General features: G+C 69.9%; 18 protein-coding genes and 1 pseudogene. 14 read left to right on the top strand and 5 right to left on the bottom strand.

From position 1 onward, the window contains the following. The first annotated feature begins 762 nt into the window (after nt 1–762). The 11 genes from D0D37_RS40555 to D0D37_RS40505 all read left to right on the top strand — a co-directional run bounded on the left by D0D37_RS40555 (nt 763) and on the right by D0D37_RS40505 (nt 11,702). Nucleotides 763–1,659 carry a nitroreductase/quinone reductase family protein gene (locus D0D37_RS40555; protein WP_208720474.1) on the top strand — a complete coding sequence of 299 codons (897 nt, stop codon included), beginning with the start codon at nt 763–765 and terminating at the stop codon, nt 1,657–1,659. A 602-nt stretch (nt 1,660–2,261) separates the two neighbouring features. After that, nucleotides 2,262–3,812, top strand: coding sequence for a sugar transferase (locus tag D0D37_RS40550; protein WP_116205875.1), 1,551 nt, complete (start codon nt 2,262–2,264; stop codon nt 3,810–3,812). A gap of 158 nt (nt 3,813–3,970) precedes the next feature. Further along, nucleotides 3,971–4,582, top strand: a complete 612-nt coding sequence (locus tag D0D37_RS40545) for a malonic semialdehyde reductase (RefSeq protein ID WP_116205874.1) — start codon at nt 3,971–3,973, stop codon at nt 4,580–4,582. Between the two features lie 155 nt (nt 4,583–4,737). Further along, complete coding sequence (gene thrS / locus D0D37_RS40540) at nt 4,738–6,765, top strand: threonine--tRNA ligase (protein ID WP_116205873.1); 2,028 nt, start codon at nt 4,738–4,740, stop codon at nt 6,763–6,765. Continuing rightward, entirely contained in the window at nt 6,762–7,304 is a 543-nt protein-coding gene (locus D0D37_RS40535; protein WP_116205872.1) for an HIT family protein, read from the top strand. The genes thrS and D0D37_RS40535 overlap by 4 nt, the downstream gene beginning before the upstream one ends. A 50-nt stretch (nt 7,305–7,354) precedes the next feature. Beyond that, the gene (locus D0D37_RS40530; RefSeq protein ID WP_116205871.1) at nt 7,355–7,885 is read left to right on the top strand and encodes a MarR family winged helix-turn-helix transcriptional regulator; all 531 of its coding nucleotides are present in this window, start codon (nt 7,355–7,357) and stop codon (nt 7,883–7,885) included. A 100-nt stretch (nt 7,886–7,985) separates the two neighbouring features. Continuing rightward, nucleotides 7,986–8,633 (top strand): phosphatidylinositol phosphate synthase, encoded by a 648-nt coding sequence (gene pgsA / locus D0D37_RS40525; protein ID WP_116205870.1) that lies wholly within the window; start codon nt 7,986–7,988, stop codon nt 8,631–8,633. After that, nucleotides 8,630–9,532 (top strand): phosphatidylinositol mannoside acyltransferase, encoded by a 903-nt coding sequence (locus D0D37_RS40520; protein WP_116205869.1) that lies wholly within the window; start codon nt 8,630–8,632, stop codon nt 9,530–9,532. The genes pgsA and D0D37_RS40520 overlap by 4 nt, the downstream gene beginning before the upstream one ends. Before the next feature lie 17 nt (nt 9,533–9,549). Beyond that, complete coding sequence (locus D0D37_RS40515) at nt 9,550–10,692, top strand: glycosyltransferase family 4 protein (RefSeq protein WP_116205877.1); 1,143 nt, start codon at nt 9,550–9,552, stop codon at nt 10,690–10,692. Then, nucleotides 10,689–11,174 carry a LemA family protein gene (locus tag D0D37_RS40510; protein ID WP_116205868.1) on the top strand — a complete coding sequence of 162 codons (486 nt, stop codon included), beginning with the start codon at nt 10,689–10,691 and terminating at the stop codon, nt 11,172–11,174. The genes D0D37_RS40515 and D0D37_RS40510 overlap by 4 nt, the downstream gene beginning before the upstream one ends. Nucleotides 11,175–11,189: 15 nt before the next feature. After that, nucleotides 11,190–11,702 (top strand): XdhC family protein, encoded by a 513-nt coding sequence (locus tag D0D37_RS40505; protein ID WP_208720472.1) that lies wholly within the window; start codon nt 11,190–11,192, stop codon nt 11,700–11,702. 127 nt (nt 11,703–11,829) lie between these two features. Here D0D37_RS40505 and D0D37_RS40500 read toward each other — a convergent pair whose 3' ends face one another. Next, nucleotides 11,830–13,941 carry an elongation factor G-like protein EF-G2 gene (locus tag D0D37_RS40500; protein WP_116205867.1) on the bottom strand — a complete coding sequence of 704 codons (2,112 nt, stop codon included), beginning with the start codon at nt 13,939–13,941 and terminating at the stop codon, nt 11,830–11,832. Nucleotides 13,942–14,385: 444 nt separating this feature from the next. On the opposite strand from D0D37_RS40500, the gene D0D37_RS40495 reads away from it, so the two are divergent. After that, nucleotides 14,386–15,978 carry a M4 family metallopeptidase gene (locus tag D0D37_RS40495; protein ID WP_116205866.1) on the top strand — a complete coding sequence of 531 codons (1,593 nt, stop codon included), beginning with the start codon at nt 14,386–14,388 and terminating at the stop codon, nt 15,976–15,978. 154 nt (nt 15,979–16,132) lie between these two features. Here the strand turns inward: D0D37_RS40495 and D0D37_RS40490 are convergent, their stop codons facing one another. Beyond that, nucleotides 16,133–16,453, bottom strand: coding sequence for an AzlD domain-containing protein (locus tag D0D37_RS40490; protein ID WP_116205865.1), 321 nt, complete (start codon nt 16,451–16,453; stop codon nt 16,133–16,135). Beyond that, the gene (locus D0D37_RS40485; RefSeq protein ID WP_116205864.1) at nt 16,453–17,148 is read right to left on the bottom strand and encodes an AzlC family ABC transporter permease; all 696 of its coding nucleotides are present in this window, start codon (nt 17,146–17,148) and stop codon (nt 16,453–16,455) included. Before D0D37_RS40485 ends, D0D37_RS40490 begins: the two co-directional genes overlap by 1 nt. 70 nt (nt 17,149–17,218) lie before the next feature. Here D0D37_RS40485 and D0D37_RS40480 point away from each other — a divergent pair, with 70 nt between their 5' ends. After that, nucleotides 17,219–17,782, top strand: coding sequence for a helix-turn-helix domain-containing protein (locus D0D37_RS40480; protein WP_067580008.1), 564 nt, complete (start codon nt 17,219–17,221; stop codon nt 17,780–17,782). Nucleotides 17,783–17,872: 90 nt separating this feature from the next. On the opposite strand, the pseudogene D0D37_RS48945 reads toward D0D37_RS40480, so the two are convergent. After that, nucleotides 17,873–18,202, bottom strand: a pseudogene (locus tag D0D37_RS48945) (VOC family protein); the annotation flags it as partial. Between the two features lie 180 nt (nt 18,203–18,382). On the opposite strand from D0D37_RS48945, the gene D0D37_RS40470 reads away from it, so the two are divergent. Next, the gene (locus D0D37_RS40470; RefSeq protein ID WP_116205863.1) at nt 18,383–18,859 is read left to right on the top strand and encodes a cupin domain-containing protein; all 477 of its coding nucleotides are present in this window, start codon (nt 18,383–18,385) and stop codon (nt 18,857–18,859) included. Between the two features lie 6 nt (nt 18,860–18,865). On the opposite strand, the gene D0D37_RS40465 is transcribed toward D0D37_RS40470, so the two are convergent. Further along, the gene (locus tag D0D37_RS40465) at nt 18,866–20,107 is read right to left on the bottom strand and encodes a flavin-dependent oxidoreductase (RefSeq protein WP_116205862.1); all 1,242 of its coding nucleotides are present in this window, start codon (nt 20,105–20,107) and stop codon (nt 18,866–18,868) included. Nucleotides 20,108–20,180 lie beyond the last annotated feature (73 nt).

The raw sequence follows: 20,180 nt of genomic DNA, 5'->3' as shown, positions 1-20,180 counted from the left end.
CCCGGAGGGCTTCGCCCCCGGACCACAACCGTGGTTGCGTGTTCGCGTGGCTTGCCGGTTCGGAAAAAACTGGTCAGCAGGTGAGTGCGGCGCCTCCGCGACTGCGGGACGGGATTTGCCTCTGGCGTCCGCGCAGTGCCAGCACCCTTACTGGGAGGGGCCGCAGGCTTGCCTAGCCGACGAGCGGGGGGAGTGCGTTCGAGGGCGGCGATCAGGCCGAATCCGACGGTGCCGCGCTGCTGCGTCTGGGATCGGATCGTCGCGCTGCACTAGGATTCGCGCGCGGCGCAGGCATTCGTTGCGCACGATGCGGAACAGGACGGTCATCGCCTCCTGCGCCGCCAGGACGAGCTGGTCGGCAGGCCAGGACTCAGCCACGCTTCGATCTGCCCCGCGCCCGCACGAACACCACGCAGCTGCAGACCAGAACTGCGACGAGCACTACCGCGACAATGAGTACGGTCATCGATCCTCCACCGGCGCGTCGGCCTCGTTGGCTGCACGTCCATGAGAGTGATCGGCCCGGCGAAAGGATTCGGCCGCGCGAAGATCAGCGGCTGTGCTAACTTGGCTGTGCGCCCCGTATGGGCCTACGCATGGAGGTAGCGGCTAACCAGCCAGCACAGAGATCGGGCTCTCCGTCTCTCGCAGTTCCGTTGATCCGTCCGCCGGATCGCTGCGCCATGCTCGTGCCTGCGGGGTCTTTTCGCGTCCAATCCTGTGCTCGATGCCTCCTTTCCGGGAAATACCGAAAGGAATTGTGTGAGCAACGATTTTCACCGCCAGCTCATCGCCGAGTTCCGCGCGAACCGCGGCGAGCTGGGCGGCATGTTCGAAGGCTGGTCGCTGGCCGTGCTGACGACGACCGGCGCGAAGACCGGTCTCAGTCGGGAGGTGCTCCTCGGCTACCTGCGGATCGACGGCAACGGAGTGGTCGTCGCCTCGGCGAACGGGGCGGACCGCCATCCGGCCTGGTACCACAACATCCGCCGGAATCCGATTGTCACGGTCGAGACCGGCGGCGACACCTATCGCGCGATCGCCGCTATTCCGCAAGGGCCCGCGTACGAGAAACTCTTCGCGCAGGTGGTCGCCGAGGCTCCGGGGTACGGCGATTACCAAGCGAAGACGACCCGCGAGATTCCAGTGGTCGTATTGCATCGGATCGAACCGCGCCCTGGCGAAGAGCGCGTCAAAGGCATGGGCGATTGGCTCGTCGAAGTGCACCAATGGTTCCGCGGCGAGTTGCGGACGCTGCGCGAGCAGGCGGACGACTTGGTCAACGGCGGCGCGACCGCGATCGTCCGGCCGGAACCGGACTTGGTTCAGGAGATGCGCGCGCACTGTCTCGGCTTCTGCACCGCGCTGCGCCGCCATCACACCGGCGAGGATTCGGTGGTGTTCCCCTCGCTGGCCGAGCAGTTCCCGGCGCTTGCGCCGGCCATCGCGCAGCTCGCGGAGCAGCATCAGGTGGTGGCGCGGTTGCAGGACGCGATTCGGGAATTGGTCGACGGCTTCGTCCCGGGCGAATCCGACCCGGCGAGGCTGCGGACCGAACTGGAGCGGCTCGCCGGTGAACTGGAAGCGCACTTCGACTTCGAGGAGCAGGCCGTAGTGACCGCGCTCAACGCGACGGCCGCGGCGCCGCCGACGGCCTGAGCGAAGACCTGCGTCTTTCGGGTGTCCAGTGTGGACCTGAGTCCGCCGGGAAGGCGGGTTCGGGGCTAGTCCGGGAGAAATGTGCGGCGGGGCGCCCGGTCCGGCGGAGGGCGTTCGGAGAGTGGTTCAGACCACCCAAATGGTCGAAGACCGGACGTCCCGCGCATTTCGGAGCGGATTGCGCTGTGGGCAAAGGAAATCGGCGAGTCGGCGGAGTGCTTGTGCCCGAACGGCGGTTGGGGCGGCCTCCGCCGCGGCCGGTGACCCGTGCGGGGGAGCTGAATCGGCTGCGGGTCTGCTGGGCCGTTCGGTGTAGGTAGTGGGAAACTTGACTACTGCGGGTAGTTCCGGTTGGCGAGTCGGCGTGACCCATCGTGACATTCCCGTTATCTTCCCGGTGCTTCTTGACAGGGAAGACTTGCAGGCCGTGGCTGGGAAATCTCTGTAACGCCGCTCGCTGACCACCCGATACCTTGGCGAGTGTCACACCTTCGGCCGCGAGGAGCCGGACCGCTCCATGATCACTGTTCGTGATCGGCGGTTCTGACTCAGCGTGCCGGTGGCGATCAGGTCCGGGGAGCTTGCGCAGCGCGGGAGGACTGATGGAAGAACCGGTGCGGCCATGGCCCGCGGACGGCGTTTCGCTGCCGCGGGTCGACCTGCGGGCGGTCCCCGCGCCGCCGGTCGACGTGGCGGCCCCGCCGCCCGGCCGTGCCGCCGACGTCGGGCTTGACCCCGCGGTTGTCTGTCCGGCGGAGGGGGATCCGCCGAAAACGCACGCCGCGGAATGGGAAAAACGGTACCGCCGGACCGTGATCGCTTCGGATCTCGTCGCGGCCTGCGTGGTGATCGCGATCAGCGCGTTCGTCATCGACCGGCTCGCCCCGCACGACATGCACGCGTTCGGCACCGCGTTCGCGATCCTGTGCGCCCTCCCGGTCAGCCGGGCGTGGAGCGCGCGGGTGCTGGGGGAGGGCCCGGAGGAGTACCGGACGCTGGGGCGGGCGCTGATCACCGCGGCGGTGCTGGTCGCGTTCGGCGGATTGTTGTTCGGCGCCCTGGAAGTACAGCCTTGGGTGTTTTTCGTAGTGCCAGCCGTCGCATTAGTACTTTTTCCGCAGCGATATGTGCTGAGGCAGATTTTGCACCGGAGGCGGCGGCGCGGGCTGTGCCTGCTGCCGGTGATGGCGGCGGGCGACGCGGAAACCGTCGCCGACCTCGTCAAGCGGACGCGAACCGAAGCGCACGTCGGGTGGCGGGTCGAGGCGGTGTGCACGTCCACTGGACACGGGGAAATCGAGGGGGTTCCGGTCGTCGGACGGCTCGAGGAGCTTTCCCGGCACGTGCGCCGCGGCGGATACCGGGTCGTCGCGATCACGGCCGACCAGTACTGGAATCCGGAGCGGCTGCAGCGGCTCGCCTGGGATCTCGAAGGCACGTCGTCGGAAATGGTCGTCGCGCCGGTGCTGATGGAGGTGGCCGGACCTCGGTTGAACGTCAGCGGAGTGCTCGGCATGCCGCTGCTGCGGGTCACCGCGCCGGCGTTCACCGGCGGACGCCGGCTGGTCAAGGAAGTCGTCGACCGCTGCGGTGCGGCATTGCTGCTCGCGCTGTTTTCGCCGCTGTTGCTGGCGATCGCGGTAGCGGTGAAGGCGGGCGACCGGGGTCCGGTGATCTACCGGCAGCGGCGCATCGGCAAGGACGGCGAAGCGTTCACCATGCTCAAATTCCGCACCATGGTCGTGAACGCGCACCTGATCCGGCACGGCCTGGAGACGGCGAACGAAGGCGCGGGACCGCTGTTCAAACTGAAGAAGGACCCGCGGGTCACGAAGGTCGGCGGACTGCTGCGCCGGTATTCGCTCGACGAACTGCCGCAGTTGTTCAACGTCGTCGCCGGGCGGATGTCATTGGTCGGGCCTCGCCCGCCGTTGCCGGAGGAGACGGCGACGTACGCTCCGGCCGCGCGGCGCAGGCTGCTGGTGAAACCGGGGCTGACCGGGCTGTGGCAGGTCAGCGGGCGCAGCGATCTGTCGTGGGACGAGAGCATCCGGCTCGACCTGCGCTATGTCGAGGACTGGTCGCTGGCGCTCGATCTGGTGATCCTCTGGAAGACTTTCCGTGCCGTGCTCGCCGGGCAGGGCGCCTACTGACCTGCCCGAATTCCGCTGACGACGGCCGCCGGTCCCGCGAGGACCGGCGGCCGTCGTTCGTGCGCTGAGTCACAACCGCCCTGGAGGAGAAATAGTCAAGCGTTCAACCATGTTGGTGCCGTGCGTAGGCGACAGCACGGGAAGGAACGACGGATCCGATGACTACTTTCGCAGAGTCCGAGCAGCTGCAGGTGCCCGCCGAGGTGCAGGACCTGCTGTTCCGCGAGGCGCGCACGGCCAACAGCTTCAGCTCGGAGCCGGTGACCGACGAGCAGGTCCGCGCGATCTACGACCTCGTCAAGTGGGCCCCGACCTCGATGAACACCCAGCCGCTGCGCGCGCTGGTGATCCGCAGCGACGAGGCGAAGCAGCGACTGCTGCCGCACATGGCCGAGGGCAACCGCGCCAAGACCGAAGCCGCGCCGCTGACCGTGATCCTGGCCGCGGACGTCGACTTCCACGAGAACATCCCGCAGACCTTCCCGCACAACCCCGGCGTGAAGGACAATTTCGCCGACGAGGCGGGCCGCGTCGAGTTCTCCAAGCTGAACTCGCTGCTGCAGGTCGGCTACTTCATCATCGGCGTGCGCGCCGCCGGACTGGCCGCGGGCCCGATGACCGGCTTCGACGCCGCGGGCGTGGACAAGGAGTTCTTCTCCGGCAACAACTGGCGTTCGCTCGTCGTGGTCAACGTCGGCAAGCCGGGCGAGAACCCGTGGTTCGACCGCCTGCCGCGGCTCGACTTCGACCAGGTCGTCGACACGCTCTGACCTTTCTTTCGCCGCCGAGAGGCCGCCCCGCACGCCAGGGGCGGCCTTTCGGCGTCCGCGGGCAGTGTTGGCTGACGGTGGTCGAATCGGGTTTATCGCCGCCGACTAGCATCACCGGAAGCCGTTTCAGTCACTTCTCCCGAAGGAGCCCGATCGTGTCCCAGCCGTCGTCAGTAGCCGCCGTACCCGCCCCGCGCGTGGTGGTGCCGGCGGGCACTACGGCGGGCGCCGCGGTGCGCGAAGCCGGGCTGCCCACCAAGGGCCCGGACACGATCGTCGTCGTCCGCGACTCCGACGGGAAGCTGCGCGACCTCGCGTGGGCCCCGGAAGCCGAGGCTCAGGTCGAAGCGGTCGCGGCGAACACCGAGGACGGCCGCAGCGTGATCCGGCACTCCGCCGCGCACGTGCTCGCCCAGGCCGTGCAGCAGGAATTCCCGGACGCCAAGCTCGGCATCGGCCCGCCGGTGCGCGACGGCTTCTACTACGACTTCGCCGTCGAAAAGCCGTTCACGCCCGAGGATCTGCAGAAGCTCGAGAAGCGGATGAAGCAGATCGTCAAGGGCGCGCAGCAGTTCTCGCGCCGCGTCTTCGCCTCCACCGACGAGGCGAAGGAAGAGCTGGCGAACGAGCCGTTCAAGCTCGAACTGGTGGACCTCAAGTCCGATGTGGACACCACCGAGGTCATGGAGGTCGGCGGCGGAGAGCTGACCATCTACGACAACCTCGACCCGCGCACCAAGGAGCGCGTGTGGAGCGACCTCTGCCGCGGCCCGCACGTGCCCACCACCAAGTTCATCCCGGCCTTCAAGCTCACCCGCGTGGCCGCCGCGTACTGGCGCGGCAACGAGAAAAACCCGCAGCTGCAACGGATCTACGGCACCGCGTGGGAATCGGCCGAGGCGCAGGACGCCCACCTCGAGCGCATCGCCGAGGCCGAGCGCCGCGACCACCGCAAGCTCGGCGCGGAGCTGGACCTGTTCTCCTTCCCCGAGGAGATCGGCTCCGGGCTGCCGGTGTTCCACCCCAAGGGCGGCATCATCCGCCGCGAGCTGGAGAACTACTCGCGCCGCAGGCACGAGGAAGCCGGCTACGAGTTCGTGAACACGCCGCACATCTCCAAGGGCGAGTTGTTCCACACCTCCGGGCACCTGCCGTACTACGCGGACACCATGTTCCCGCCGGTGCAGTTCGACGAAGAGGACTACTACCTCAAGGCGATGAACTGCCCGATGCACAACCTGATCTTCCGCTCGCGCGGACGGTCCTACCGCGAACTGCCGCTGCGGCTGTTCGAATTCGGCACCGTCTACCGCTACGAGAAGTCCGGCGTCGTGCACGGCCTCACCCGCGTGCGCGGCCTGACGATGGACGACTCGCACATCTACTGCACCAAGGAGCAGATGCCGGGCGAGCTGCGGTCGCTGCTCAAGTTCGTGCTGGACCTGCTGGCGGACTACGGCCTGTCCGACTTCTACCTCGAACTGTCCACCCGCGGGGACTCGGAGAAGTTCATCGGCGAGGACTGGGAGTGGGAGGAGGCCACCGAGACGCTGCGCCAGGCCGCCGTCGATTCCGGTCTCGAACTGGTGCCGGACCCGGGCGGCGCGGCCTTCTACGGCCCGAAGATCTCGGTGCAGGCCAAGGACGCCATCGGCCGCACCTGGCAGATGTCGACCATCCAGCTGGACTTCAACCAGAACAAGCGGTTCGGCCTGGAGTACACCGCCTCCGACGGCAGCCGCCAGCGGCCGATCATGATCCACCGCGCGCTGTTCGGCTCGATCGAGCGGTTCTTCGGCGTGCTGACCGAGCACTACGCGGGCGCGTTCCCGGCGTGGCTGTCGCCGGTGCAGACGGTCGCCATCCCGATCACCGCCGACCAGGTCGAGTACCTGCACGGCGTGGAGAAGGCGTTGCGCGCCAAGGGGATCCGCGTCGAGGTCGACGCGAGCGACGACCGGATGCAGAAGAAGATCCGCACGCACACCACGCAGAAGGTGCCGTTCCTGCTGCTGGCCGGCGCGAAGGACGCGGAGGCGGGCGCGGTGTCGTTCCGTTTCCGCGACGGCGGACAGATCAACGGCGTCCCGGTGGAGCAGGCCGTCGAGGCGATCGCCGAATGGGTCGCCCGCCGGGAGAACGCGTCGCCTTCGGCCGAGGCCGTGGAGAAGATCCTGAAGTGACCGAGCCGGAACTCGTCGAACAGGACGGGGTCGGGGTCCCGGACGCGCTGCAGCGGCTGTGGACCCCGCACCGGATGGCCTACATCCGCGGCCAGGACAAGCCCGCGGGCGAGGAGTCCGACGGCTGCCCGTTCTGCCGGCTGCCGGGCCTCGGCGACGACAAGCGCGCGCTGATCGTCGCCCGCGGCGAAACCGTGTTCGCGGTGCTGAACCTGTACCCGTACAACCCGGGCCACCTGATGGTGGTCCCGTACCGGCACGTCGCGGACTACCCCGACCTCACGCCCGAGGAGACGCGCGAGCTGGCGGAGTTCACCCAGCACGCGATGGGCGTGATCCGGGCGGTCTCGGCGGCGCACGGGTTCAACATCGGCATGAACCAGGGCGTGATCGCCGGGGCGGGCATCGCCGCGCACCTGCACCAGCACCTGGTGCCGCGCTGGGGCGGCGACGCGAACTTCATGCCGGTGATCGGCCACACGAAGGTGCTGCCGCAATTGCTGGGCGACACCCGCGACCTGCTGGCGGGCGCGTGGTGAGGCCCGTCGCGCGACGGTAATTGAGTGCTCAACCAGCGTATGATGACGATATGTCCGAACCACGCTGGCTGACCGACGACGAGCAGCGGGTCTGGCGCTCCTACGCCCAGTCCAGCTCGCTGCTGCACGCCCACCTCGAAGGACAGCTGCAGCACGAGTCGGGCATGCCGCACACCTACTACGAGGTGCTCGTCGCGCTGTCCGAAGCGGACGGACGGCGGCTGCGGATGAGTGAACTCGCGTCGGTGCGCGGTTCGTCGCGCAGCAGGCTGTCGCACGCGGTGGCGCGGCTGGAGGCCAAGGGCTGGGTCCAGCGCGAGTCGTGCCCCACGGACAAGCGCGGCTCGTGGGCGGTGCTCACCGAAGCCGGGTTCGCCGCTCTCAAGGAGGCCGCGCCCGGGCACGTCGAGGCGGTCCGGGAGACGCTGTTCGACCAGCTGACGGCCGAACAGGTGCGTCAGCTCGGCGAGATCTCCGAAGCGATCCTGGCCGGGCTGCGGCCCAAATGCCAGGCCGTCCGGGAGGCCGAAGAGGTTGCGGAATTCGCCGCGCCGGTCGTCGAACTGCCGAAATCCGGCTGACGTTCCGGCGGGTCGCGGGCGGGCACGTCCGGGCCGGGGAGCGGGGTCGATAGGCTTTCGTCGCCCACCCGCCCCCGAATCAGGTGCACAGACGAGGAAGATGCTCAACATTTTCGCCCGTGCCTCGGTCTCCCGCGTGACGGACCCGATCGGCGCCACCCTGGTCCGCGCCGGACTGACCCCGAACGCGATGACCGTGCTCGGCACCGCGGGAGCCGTCGCGTGCGCGCTGGTCTTCTTCCCGCAGGGCATGCTGCTGTGGGGCACGTTCACCGTGTGGGGCTTCGCGATGCTCGACCTGCTGGACGGCGCGATGGCCCGCGCCCGCGGGTACGGAACGCCCTTCGGCGCGGTCCTGGACGCGACCTGCGACCGGCTGGTCGACGGCGCGCTGTTCGCCGCGATCGCGTGGTGGTGCTTCGTGCAGGACCACAACAACCGGGCCGCGGCCGCCGCGCTGATCTGCCTCGTGCTGGCCCAGGTCATCTCCTACGTGAAGGCGCGCGCCGAGGCGTCCGGCCTCGAAGCCGACGGCGGGCTGGTCGAACGCGCGGAGCGGCTCATCATCGCCCTGGTCGGCACCGGCCTGCACGGTCTGGGCGTGCCTTACACCGTCGAGATCTCGCTGTGGCTGCTCGCCGTGCTGTCGGTGATCACGCTGCTGCAGCGGGCAGCGGCGGTGGCTAGCGCGGCGCGGGCGGCCGCGGCGAAACAGGCCGACTCCTCGGCGGGCGGGGCGCAACCGTGAGCACACTGTCCCAGCGGCTCGGCGAGTTCGGCTACGCGACGGGCTGGCGGTTCGTCCGCCGGCTGCCGCGGTCGTTCGGGTCGGCGACGTTCGCCTTCGGCGCCGACATGGCCGCCCGGCGCGGCGGAGGGGGCGTGCGGCAGCTGCGCGCCAACCTCGCCCGGGTGGTGCCCCAAGCCGGGGAAGCGGAGCTGGACGAGCTGGTCCGGCGCGCGATGCGGTCGTACGCGCGGTACTGGTTCGAGACCTTCCGGCTCCCGGCAATGGACCACGCGGCGGTCGCGAAGCAGGTGACGGTGACCGGCGCGGAGAACATCGACGCCGCGCTCGCCGAGGGCAACGGCGCGGTGATGACGCTGCCGCACAGCGGGAACTGGGACATCGCGGGAGTCTGGCTCGCCAGTTACGCGGGCACCTTCACCACCGTCGCGGAGCGGCTCAAGCCCGAATCCCTGTACCGCCGGTTCGTGGAGTTCCGGGAGTCGCTCGGCTTCGAGATCGTGCCGCTGACCGGCGACAGCGCGGCGATGCGGCTGCTGCTGCGCCGGCTGCGCGAGAACAAGGTCGTGGTCCTGCTGGGGGACCGGGACCTGACGTCGTCCGGGATCCCGGTGCGCTTCTTCGGCGAGCAGACGCACCTGCCGCCCGGCCCGGCGCGGCTCGCCGCCACCACCGGCGCCGCGCTGCTGCCGACCGGCTGCTGGTTCACCGAGGACGGCTGGGAGATTAGGATCCACCCGCGCATCCGCGTCACCGCCCGGGCCGAGGTGCCCGCGGCGACGCAGGCGCTGGCCGACGTGTTCGCCGGCGACATCGCCGCGCATCCGGCCGACTGGCACATGCTGCAGCCGTTCTGGCCCGCCGACGCCGCGGCGACGACGCTGGAAGAAGCGAGCTGACCCGGGTGGCGCGCGGGTTGAAGATCGGGATCGTGTGCCCGTACTCGTTCGACGTCCCCGGCGGGGTCCAGGGGCACGTGATCGACCTGGCGCGGGCGCTGCTCGATCGCGGGCACCGGGTGTCGGTGCTGGCTCCGGCGGACGAGGACGCGCAGCTGCCGGACTTTGTGCACCCAGCGGGCAAAGCGCTGGGGATTCCCTACAACGGCTCGGTCGCGCGACTGCAGTTCGGGCCGGTTTCGTATGCCCGGGTGCGGCGGTGGATCCGGGACAACGGCTTCGACGTGCTGCACCTTCACGAACCGGCCGCGCCGAGCCTGTCACTGCTGGCGCTGAAGGTCGCGGACGGGCCGATCGTGGCCACCTTCCACACCGCGACGACGCGCTCGCGGACGCTGGCGGCCTTCCAGCCGGTGCTGCGCCCGCTGCTGGAGAAGATCACCGCCCGGATCGCGGTGTCCGCGCTGGCCCGGCGGGTGCAGGTGGAGCACGCGGGCGGCGACGCGGTGGAGATCCCCAACGGCGTCGACGTCGAGTTCTTCTCCCGGGCGCTGCCGCTGGACGGCTATCCGCGCGCGGGCGGCACGATCGGGTTCGTCGGGCGGTTCACCGAACCGCGCAAGGGCATGGACGTGCTGCTGGAGGCCGCGCGGCGGCTGCTGCCGGAGTTCGAGGACCTGCGGCTGCTCGTGGTCGGCCGCGGCGAGCCGGACCAGCTGCGGCGGATGGCCGGGCCGCAGCTGTGGCCGCACATCGAGCTGCTGGGCCAGGTCGACGACGAGACGAAGGCGCGGGCGCTGCGCAGCGTGGACGTCTACTGCGCGCCCAACACCGGCGGCGAGAGCTTCGGGATGATCCTCACCGAGGCGATGGCCGCGGGCACTCCGGTGCTGGCCAGCGGCCTCGACTCGTTCCGCCGCGTGCTCGACGACGGCAACGCCGGAATGCTCACCACGACCGGCGACCCGGCGTCGCTGGCTGACGGCCTGCGCGAACTGCTGGGCGACCCGGCACGCCGGGCGTCGCTGGCGGCTGCCGCGGGCGAGCGCGTGACGGCGTACGACTGGACGGTTGTGGTCACCCAGGTGCTGCGGGTGTACGAGACGGCCATCGCGGCGGATCCCCGGCTGGTCGCGGCGGGGGAGCGGGAGCTGGCGTGACGGTGCTGGTGTGGCTGCTCGTGGCGGCAGCCGCGATCGTGGTGCTCGGCGGGCTGTTCCTGGTCGCGACCGCGAACCGGCTCGACCGCCTGCACGTCCGGACCGACGCGGGCTGGGCTGCTTTGGAAGCCGCTCTCGCGCGCCGGGCCGTGGTAGCGCGAGCGGTCGCCGCCGTGCTGCACGACGGAGCCGACCTGCACTCCGCAGCCGCGCGGGCGGAGGGTGCTGCGCGACCGGACCGTGAGGCGGCGGAGAACGAGCTGACGCTGGTCCTGGCCCCGATCGACCGGTCCCGGCTGCCGTTGGTACTGGCCGAGGAGCTGACCGACGCCGAACACCGGGTCGTCATCGCGCGCCGCGTGCACAACGACGCGGTGCGGGACACGCTGGCGCTGCGGCGGCGCCGGAAGGTGCGGTACTTCAAGCTGGCCGGGACCGCGCCGCTGCCGGAGTACTTCGAATTCGCCGAACCGGATCTCTGAGGCAGACTGAGGCGCATGACGACCGAACCCGATGCCTGCGCCGTCGCACACGGCGAGGTCGAAGAGCCGCCTGCCGAACGGACTTTGGTGGCCGTGTTCGCCTCGCCGGTGGCCCGGTACCTGCTGCGCTACGCGGCCGATCTCGGTTACCGCGCCGTGCTGTTCGAGCCGGACGAGGCGCGGGCCACCGATGCGCCCGAGGGCATCGAGGTCCGCACGACCGCGCCCTCTCCGGGCCCGGACGCTGACGTCGTGGTGACCGACCACCACCGGCCGGAGCTGGGGACGGTCCTGCAGGCCGCGCTGGCGGTGCCGACGAGATGGGTGGGCGTGCTGGGCAACCCGCGACACCTGGGCCCGCACGTGGAAGCGCTGCGGGGGCTGGGCGTGGCGGAACCGGACATCGCGCGGGTGCACCGGCCGGTCGGGCTGAACATCGGCTCGCGGACCCCGGCGGAGATCGCGGTGGCGACCCTGGCCGGTCTGGTGGCGGACCGGAACGGGCGACCGGGCGGATTCGAGTTCTGACTCGTGAGTGCTGGCGCCGGTTAGAACCGGCGCCAGCACTCACGAGCACCGCAAGGCCGCCCGGTGCCGCACCGCAGCGGGGCCGGGTCTCGTGAGTGTTTATGCCGGTTCTAACCGGCATAAACACTCACGAGGTGACGACCGCCCCTTCCGGCATCGGCTCGAAGCGGGCGTGCCGCCGGGTGAACGTAGCCGTCCCCGACGTCAGCGACCGCAGGTCAACCGCGTACCGCAGCAGCTCCACCGCAGGCACCTCCGCGTGCACCACGGTGTGCCCGCCCTCTCCGGATTCCGTGCCCAGCACGCGGCCGCGGCGCGAGGACAGGTCGCCCAGGACGGTGCCCAGGTGTTCGTCCGGCAGGCTCACCTCGACCGCGTCCAGCGGTTCCAGCAGCGAGATCCGGCTGGCCGCCGCGGCTTCCCGCAGGGCCAGCGCGCCCGCGGTCTGGAACGCGGCGTCTGACGAGTCGACGCTGTGCGCCTTCCCATCCGTCAGCGTCACGCGCACATCCACCACCGGGTAACCGTCCTGGACACCACGCTGTAGCTGCGCTCGCACGCCCTTCTCGACACTCGGAATGAACTGGTGCGGCACCGCACCGCCGACCACCTTGTCCACGAACTCGAACCCGCCACCGCGCGGCAGCGGCTCGACCTCGATGTCGCACACCGCGAACTGCCCGTGCCCGCCGGACTGCTTCACGTGCCGTCCGTGGCCGCGGGCGGGCTTCGCGAACGTGGAACGGAGGCTGATCCGCACCGGCTCGGTGCCGACGTCCGCGCCGCCCGCACGCAAGCGCGACAGGACGACGTCCGCGTGTGCCTCGCCCATGCACCACAGCACGAGCTGGCCGGTCTCCGCGTTGCGTTCCAAGCGCAGCGTCGGATCACCTGCGACGAGGCGGGAAAGGTTGCGGGACAACGTGTCCTCGTCGCTGCGGGACTTCGCGACGACTGCGACCGGCAGCAGCGGCTCGGGCATCCGCCACGGTTTCATCAGCAGCGGATCTTCCGGCGACGACACGGTGTCGCCGGTTTCGGCGGAACCCACTTTGGTCAGCGCGCACAGATCGCCCGCGACGCAGTACGGCACCTCGCGCAGGTTCGCGCCGAGCGGTGAATACAGGTGGGCGACGCGTTCGTCGGCGTCGTGGTCTTCGTGGCCTCGTTCGGTGAGGCCGTGGCCCGAGACGTGCACGGCGTTCTCCGGGCGCAGCGTCCCGGAAAACACCCGGACGAGGGAAACTCGTCCCACGTACGAGTCGACCGCGGTGCGCACGACCTCGGCGGCGAGCGGGCCGGCCGGGTCGGCGGACAGCGCGTCGTGCTCGGCGCCGTCGGGGGTGGTCACGCCGGGCGGCTGGTGTTCCAGCGGCGACGGGAAGGCCCGGACGATGCCGTCGAGTACCTCGGCGAGCCCGATTCCGCTGGTCGCGCACACCGGGATGACCGGGTGGAACGAACCGCGCGCGACGGCCGTCTCGAGGTCGGCGATCAGCACTTCCTCGGCGATCTCCTCGCCGCCGAGGTAGCGGTCCATCAGGGTTTCGTCCTCGCTCTCGGCGATGATGCCCTCGATCAGCTCATTGCGGGCGTCGGCGAACTCCGCGGACACGGCCGGATCCGGGTCGCTCACGCGCGGCGGGTAGCCGGCGGAATAGTCGTACCGGCGCTGGGTGACGAGCCCGGCCAGGCCGTCCGGCGCGGGGAGGTACAGCGGCAGCACGCCCGCGCCGAAGGCGGCTTGGCAGGCGGCGATCTCGGCGAGCGCGTCGGCGCGATGGTGGTCGAGCCGCGACACCACGACGGCGCGCGGCATCCCCACCGACGCGCATTCCTCCCACACGGCGACGGTGGCGGCGTCCACGCCCTCGGCGGCGCACACGACGAACAGCGCGGCGTCCGCGGCCCGCAGCCCGGCGCGCAGCTCGCCGACGAAATCGGCGTATCCCGGGGTGTCGATGAGGTTGATTTTGTGCCCGGCGTGCAGCACCGGGGCGACGGAAAGCCCGACCGAGCGCTGCTGGCGCACGGCTGCCGGGTCGTGGTCGCACACCGTGGTGCCCTCCACGACCGAACCTGCGCGCGGCACCGTGCCGGACGCGGCGAGCAAGGCCTCGGTGAGCGTGGTCTTCCCGGAACCGGAGGGCCCGACGAGAACGACGTTGCGCACCTTGGCGGGGTCGTCCACAGCGACGGCGGCCCCGGTGTCGGCACTCCTGTTCTGCTTGTCGGCCATGACGGCCTCCTCAGCGACGGCGGATGGAGGAACTGTGTCTCCGATCACACACCCGCGACCCGCCGGGAAGCAAGGCGGACGGCCCGGGACCAGCCGTTCGCTTACTCCCGGCGCCAGGCGCCCCGGGGCTTCCGATTCCACTGTGGACGAACCGGATTCGACTGTCCACAAAGGAGTCAAGAAGGAATTGATGTCGGATTCATCCTTAAAGCCGGTCTGCTGCCGTGGTGGGCGAGTGGCGATTCTTGGGCGGAAAGAGGAATTCCCGGAAAACGGGAACCGGAAATCAGGACTGATGCGGCGAAGTTGATAAATTAACGACCTTCGTCGGTTGTCCCAAGTTGGGAAAAACCCGACTCTTGGCGGGGTTCGATCCCATTCCACTTCCGAATCCGGCCCCCACCCCCGGGCCTGATCCGGCCTGTCCGGAGGAGAACACCGCCGATGAAATCGCGCCGACCGCTCGTGCTGCTCGCAGCCGGGGTGCTGGCCGGGGCCGTCACCACGGCCACCGCCGCCCACGCACAACCGCTCGAACCACAGAGTCCGCAGGCCGCCGAGGCGATGGCCGCCAACGCCGCGCAGGCGCTGGTCGCCTCCCGGCCCGCCGCGCTGCACGCCGGCAAGGACGACGTTTTCCAGCAGCACAAGGTGATCTCGTCGACCAACGGGCTGAAGTACGTGCCCTACGACCGCACCTACAAGGGAATGCCGGTCCTGGGCGGCGACTTCGTCGTGTCCACGAACTCCGCCGGACAGGTGCTCGCCACTTCGGTCGCGCAGACCGCCGCGATCGACCTGCCCAGCACGTCGCCGAAGCTGACCGCGAAGCAGGCCGAAGCGATCGCCCGCACGCAAGTGCCCACTGTGGACAGCGTGCGGCCCGCGACGCTCGCCGCTTACGCGCTCGGAAGCCCGAAACTCGCCTGGACGACCCGGGTGACCGGACGGAACGCCGAAGGCCCGAGCAAGCTGGACGTCGTCGTCGACGCGATGACCGGCAAGGTCCTGCACACGCAGGAACACGTGGCCTACGGCGACGCGCAGGGCGTGTGGAACGGCCCGGAGCCGCTGCACCTCGACACGTCCTCGGACGGCGCCGGCGGCTTCGCGATGACCGATCCGACCATCGCGAACCTCAGCTGCCAGGACGCCGCCACCCAGCAGACCTTCACCAAGTCGACCGACAGCTGGGGCAACGGCGACGAGACCGACCGGGAAACCGGCTGCGCCGACGCCCTGTACGGCATCCAGCAAGAGAACAAGATGCTGACGCAGTGGCTGGGCCGCAACAGCTTCGACGGCAACGGCGGCGCCTGGCCGATCCGCGTCGGACTCAACGAGCAGAACGCCTACTACGACGGCACCCAGGTCCAGGTCGGCAACAACACCGCGGGCCAGTGGATCGGCTCGCTCGACGTGATCGGGCACGAGTTCGGCCACGGCATCGACGACCACACTCCCGGCAGCATGTCCGGCAGCGGCACCCAGGAATTCGTCGCGGACGTCTACGGGGCCTCGTCCGAATGGTTCGCCAACGAGCCCGCGCCGTACGCGGTCCCGGACTTCCTCGTCGGCAACCAGGTGAACCTCACCGGCAGCGGGCCGATCCGCAACATGTACGACCCGTCGCAGCTCGGCCACGCGAACTGCTACGACGACTCGATCCCGGGCACCGAGGTGCACGCCGCGGCCGGCCCGGGCAACCACTGGTTCTACCTCGTCGCCGAGGGCACGAACCCGACCAACGGCCAGCCGACCAGCCCGACCTGCAACAACTCCACGGTCACCGGGCTCGGCGTGCAGACCGCCGTGAAGATCTTCTACAACGCGATGCTGCTCAAGAACAGCGCCAGCTCCTACCAGAGCTACCGCACTTGGACGCTGACCGCGGCGAAGAGCCTCTTCCCGAACGGCTGCACCGAGTTCAACACCGTGAAGGCGGCCTGGGACGCGGTGAGCGTGCCGACCCAGCCGGACGAACCGACCTGCGGTGCGGTCGGCACGACCGGTTCGCGGGCGATTTCCGCTCGATGAAATAGCGCAGATTTCCCCACCGGCGGGAGGGGGAGACGAGCACTCGTCTCTCCCTCCCGATCGTTATTGCGTGCCGGACGGAAAAACGTGTCTTTCTTCGCCTGCCTGCGGCGAATTCTTCCCCGAAAGGGACTGCGCAATTTTCCGAGAGCGGTTACGGCACTCCGGCGAGCCTGAGGAGTGCGGCGGTCGCCGCGGCGGCGATCACCACGAGCACGAACGGTGCCTTCCGCCACGCGAGCACCCCGCCCGCCAGCACTCCGGCCGGACGGGCGATCCCGGCGAATTCGTGCCCCTGGGTCAACGCGCTGGTCGCGACCAGCGCGGCGAGCAGGACCACCGCCGACAGCGTCATCAGCCGCTCGGCCCGCGGGGACAGCCGTACTTTCGTGCGCAGCAGCGGCCCGGCGAGCCGGAACGCGTATGTCCCTGCCGCCAGCACGAGCGTCGCGACGATCAGTTCCGCGCCGTCCATCAGTGCGCTCCTTCCAGTGGTTTCGGCTCCTTCGCCGCAGCTCCGGCGACTACCCCGACCAGCGCCAGCAGCACCGGCAGACCCGCCGGGAGCAGGGGAGTGGCCGCGAGCGCGACCACCACGCCGATCAGCACCGGCAGCCGCGCCGCCCGGTCCTTGAGCGACGGCAGCACCAGCGCCAGCAGCACCGCCGGGAAGGCGGCGTCCAGGCCGAACGCGTCGGTGTCGCTGATCGCGGACCCGGCGAACGCGCCGACCACGACTCCGAGGTTCCAGCACACGAACAGGCCGATGCCGCACGCCCAATAAGCCGCGCGCCGCCGGTCCGCGTCGCGCTGGGCCAGCGCGAACGCCACGGATTCGTCGATCATCAGATGGCTTCCGGCCAGCCGCCCGGGCAGGCCGCGGCCGAGCGCGTCGCCGATCGCGAACCCGAACGGCACGTGCCGCGTGTTCACCAGCAGCCCGGCGGCGACCGCGGCGAGCGGATTGCCGCCCGAGGCGACGATGCCGACGAACATGAACTGCGACGCGCCGGCGAATACCAGCAGGGACAGGAGCATCGGCGCCCACAGCGGGAAGCCGGAGCCCACCGCGATGGCGCCGTAGGAAACGCCGACGAGAGTGTCGGCCAGGCACACGAGGCCGATGTCGCGGGCGAGGCCGCGATCGAGTGTTCGCCAAATCGAACGCATAGTGTCCTATGCTGAACACGTCGAGGCCTGTTCGTCAAGGCGAACGAGAAGACTGATGGAGCGAACACACATGCCGAACGAGAGCACGGGCGCGCCGCTGGACATCATCGCGGCGTCGCTGCGCCGCGAGCGGGCCCGCGCCGGCCTCTCGCTGACCGAGGTCGCGCGGCGCGCCGGCCTGGCGAAATCCACGTTGTCTCAGCTGGAATCGGGGTCGGGCAACCCCAGTGTGGAGACGCTGTGGGCGCTCGGCGTCGCGCTGGACGTGCCGTTCTCGCGGCTGGTCGAGCCGGAGCGGCAGGAGGTAAAGGTGATCCGCGCGGGCAAGGGCCCGACGGTGTTCGCCGAACACGCCGACTACGCGTGCACGCTGCTGTCCGCCTGCCCGTCCGCGGCGCGCCGGGACATCTACCTGGTCAGCGCCGAGCCGGGCATCCCGCGGCGGTCGGATCCGCACATGAGCGGCGTGGTCGAGCACACCGTGCTGTGCGCGGGGCGGGCCCGGATCGGCATCATGGACGATCCGGTGGAACTGCTGCCCGGCGACTACATCTGCTATCCCGGCGATGTCCCGCACATCTTCGAAGCGCTGGAGCCGGGGACGTTCGGGGTGGAGATCTCCGAGTACAACTGAGCGGTCATTCGCCGGTGTAGCTGCTGAAGGTCCAGACCTGGTTTTCCGGGTAGCGCAGGAGTATTCGCGGACTCCGGCGATCGATGCGTGGACGGGGTTCAGGATCCGCGCGCCGTGCTCCTGCGCGCGTTGCTGGTGCTCGTCCAGCGATCGGTCCGGGACCCATACGCACAAAGCGTGGCTCGTGCCTTTCAGCGCCAGCGGACTGTGCATGCCGTACCGGTCGGCTGGCTGGTCTTTGCTGAGGAAGATCAGCTGGGTGCCGACGCGAAGCTGGGCGTGGTCGACCGTCCCGTCCGGACCGTCCACGGTGAAATGCGTGGTGAAGCCGAACGCTTCGCCGAGGAAAGCGACGGCGGCCTTGGGATCGGCGTACTTCAGGTTGGGGTACACGGTCTGAGCTGGAACGTCGTCGGCCATCGCCTCATCATGCCGGTTCGGCGGGCTGTGCCGGAGCCACTCCGACGAGAACCTTTCCCAGGACTCCTCGCGCGACGGCGCAATGGGCCTCCGCGACGCGGTCGGTCCACTCGGCGGCTGTACACCGGCGGCTCGATGCCGCAGAGTCCTTACCGGACGAAACATCGGCCAGGAGGTGTGATGACCGGCGAGGAAATCGTGCTCGGTCCCCTGCCCAAGGGGATCACGCCCGCCCGCGAGGGCATGCGGGACAAGGTGTGGAACGTGCTCGGCCACACCTATTCGATGAAGGCGGCCAGCGAGTCGAGCTTCGCCTTCGAAACCCTCGACCCGCCCGGCACCGGCGTGCCGCCGCACGTCCATCCGACTCAGGACGAGCACATCTACATCCTGGAAGGCGTGTTCACGCTCTACCTCGACGGCAAGTGGGAGACCGCGGGCCCCGGCGACACCGTGCGGATGCCGAAGGGGCTTCCGCACGCGTATTACAACCGCAGCGAGGGCATGACCCGCGGGCTGTTCTGGGTGAGCCCGGCCGGGAAGCTCGCGACGCTGTTCGACAAGCTGCACAACCTGACGGACCCGGCCGAGGTGGTCCGGGTGTCGGCGCTGCACGACGTCGATTTCCTGCCGCCCGGTTCGGTGGAGGGCGCCTGAACCGGCTCAGGCGCGGTTCACCTGTTGCTGGGACGCACCGGAAGCCTGGGCATAGCCGGCGACGATCGCCTCGAGCGTGGCCGCGTCGATCACGTCTTCGAGACGGGTGAAGCCGTCCGGAGCACGCCGTTCGACCTCGTCGATGACGTTTTCCGGGCCGCCCCGGCGGTTCCGCAGCACGATGTCGCTGGTGGCCGGCAGCCGGTCGGCTTCGTACGCGCGAAGCGCCTCGACGGGATCGGCGCGCCGCGTCAGGTGCCAGGCGAGATTGGTCGCGTCGAGGATCGCCTGGCCGGCGCCGTTGGACCCCATCGGGTACATCGGATGGGCGGCGTCGCCCAGCAGCGTCACGCGTCCGTGCGACCACGCGGGCAGCGGATCCCGGTCGCACATCGGGAATTCGAAGATCTCCTCGGTGGCCTCGACGAGCGCGGCGTGGTCGACCGCCGGGCACTGGAACCGCCCGAGGTGCCGGGCCAGCTCTGCCCGGTCGCCGGGTTTGGCCCAGTCCTGCCGGTCCGGAGGCGGGGAGCCGGGCTGTCCGGTGCGGATGCAGACCGCCCAGTTCGTGAGCCTGGTGCCGGCTGTCCTGCCCGGTCCGATCGGGTAGATCACGAGCTTGGCTGCGGTGCCGCCGGAGACGATCATCGAAGCGCCGCCGCCGAATTGCGGCCAGTCCGTGGCGCCGCGCCACATCAGGACGCCGTTCCAGCGGGGCGGTCCCTCCTCGGGGAACAACAGGGACCGTGCGGCCGAGTGGATTCCGTCGGCCGCCACCAGGACGTCGCCGGTCGCAGTGACCTCCGTGCCGTTGTCCCGCTCAGCGAACTGCGCCTGGACGCCCTGCGCGTCCTGGTCGAACCCGGTCAGCCGGTATCCGGTCCGCACCGCGTCGGGACCGAGCCGCGTTTGGACCGCCTGCAGCAGCATGTCCCGCAGCTTGCCGCGGTGCAGGCAGTACTGGGGGAGGGTGAAACCGGCGTCGAGTCCGCACGGTTTGCGGAGGATGACCTGCCCGAGCCGGTGGGTGTAGAACAGCTCGCGGGTACGGATCCCGATCTCGTCCAGCGGCTCGAGCAGCCCGAGCGCGGCGAGTTCCTTGACGGCGTGCGGCAAGGCGTTGATGCCGACACCCAGCTCGCCGATCCGGGCGCTCTGCTCGTACACCGCGCATTCGATGCCTTCGCGATGCAGCCGCAGGGCTGTGGTCAGCCCGCCGATGCCCGCTCCGGCGATGACGACCTTCACCGCGAACCTCCCTGTCGTCGACTGACTCAGGGTGGCGGAGATCGGGTGGGGGCGCTACCGCTGAGTGGAGGGG

Source organism: Amycolatopsis circi, from assembly GCF_003385235.1.
Taxonomy (GTDB): Bacteria; Actinomycetota; Actinomycetes; order Mycobacteriales; family Pseudonocardiaceae; genus Amycolatopsis; species Amycolatopsis circi.
The sequence above is the reverse complement of the archived record's forward strand: the minus strand, read 5'-3'. Positions and strand labels throughout refer to the sequence as shown.

Excerpts from the sequence above, each read along its gene's own strand:
- D0D37_RS40550 (WP_116205875.1), top strand. The coding sequence starts at position 2,262 with ATGGAAGAACCGGTGCGGCCATGGCCCGCGGACGGCGTTTCGCTGCCG.
- D0D37_RS40545 (WP_116205874.1), top strand. The coding sequence starts at position 3,971 with ATGACTACTTTCGCAGAGTCCGAGCAGCTGCAGGTGCCCGCCGAGGTG.
- D0D37_RS40530 (WP_116205871.1), top strand. The coding sequence starts at position 7,355 with ATGTCCGAACCACGCTGGCTGACCGACGACGAGCAGCGGGTCTGGCGC.
- pgsA (WP_116205870.1), top strand. The coding sequence starts at position 7,986 with ATGCTCAACATTTTCGCCCGTGCCTCGGTCTCCCGCGTGACGGACCCG.
- D0D37_RS40505 (WP_208720472.1), top strand. The coding sequence starts at position 11,190 with ATGACGACCGAACCCGATGCCTGCGCCGTCGCACACGGCGAGGTCGAA.
- D0D37_RS40500 (WP_116205867.1), bottom strand. The coding sequence starts at position 13,941 with ATGGCCGACAAGCAGAACAGGAGTGCCGACACCGGGGCCGCCGTCGCT.
- D0D37_RS40495 (WP_116205866.1), top strand. The coding sequence starts at position 14,386 with ATGAAATCGCGCCGACCGCTCGTGCTGCTCGCAGCCGGGGTGCTGGCC.
- D0D37_RS40490 (WP_116205865.1), bottom strand. The coding sequence starts at position 16,453 with ATGGACGGCGCGGAACTGATCGTCGCGACGCTCGTGCTGGCGGCAGGG.
- D0D37_RS40485 (WP_116205864.1), bottom strand. The coding sequence starts at position 17,148 with ATGCGTTCGATTTGGCGAACACTCGATCGCGGCCTCGCCCGCGACATC.
- D0D37_RS40480 (WP_067580008.1), top strand. The coding sequence starts at position 17,219 with ATGCCGAACGAGAGCACGGGCGCGCCGCTGGACATCATCGCGGCGTCG.
- D0D37_RS40470 (WP_116205863.1), top strand. The coding sequence starts at position 18,383 with ATGACCGGCGAGGAAATCGTGCTCGGTCCCCTGCCCAAGGGGATCACG.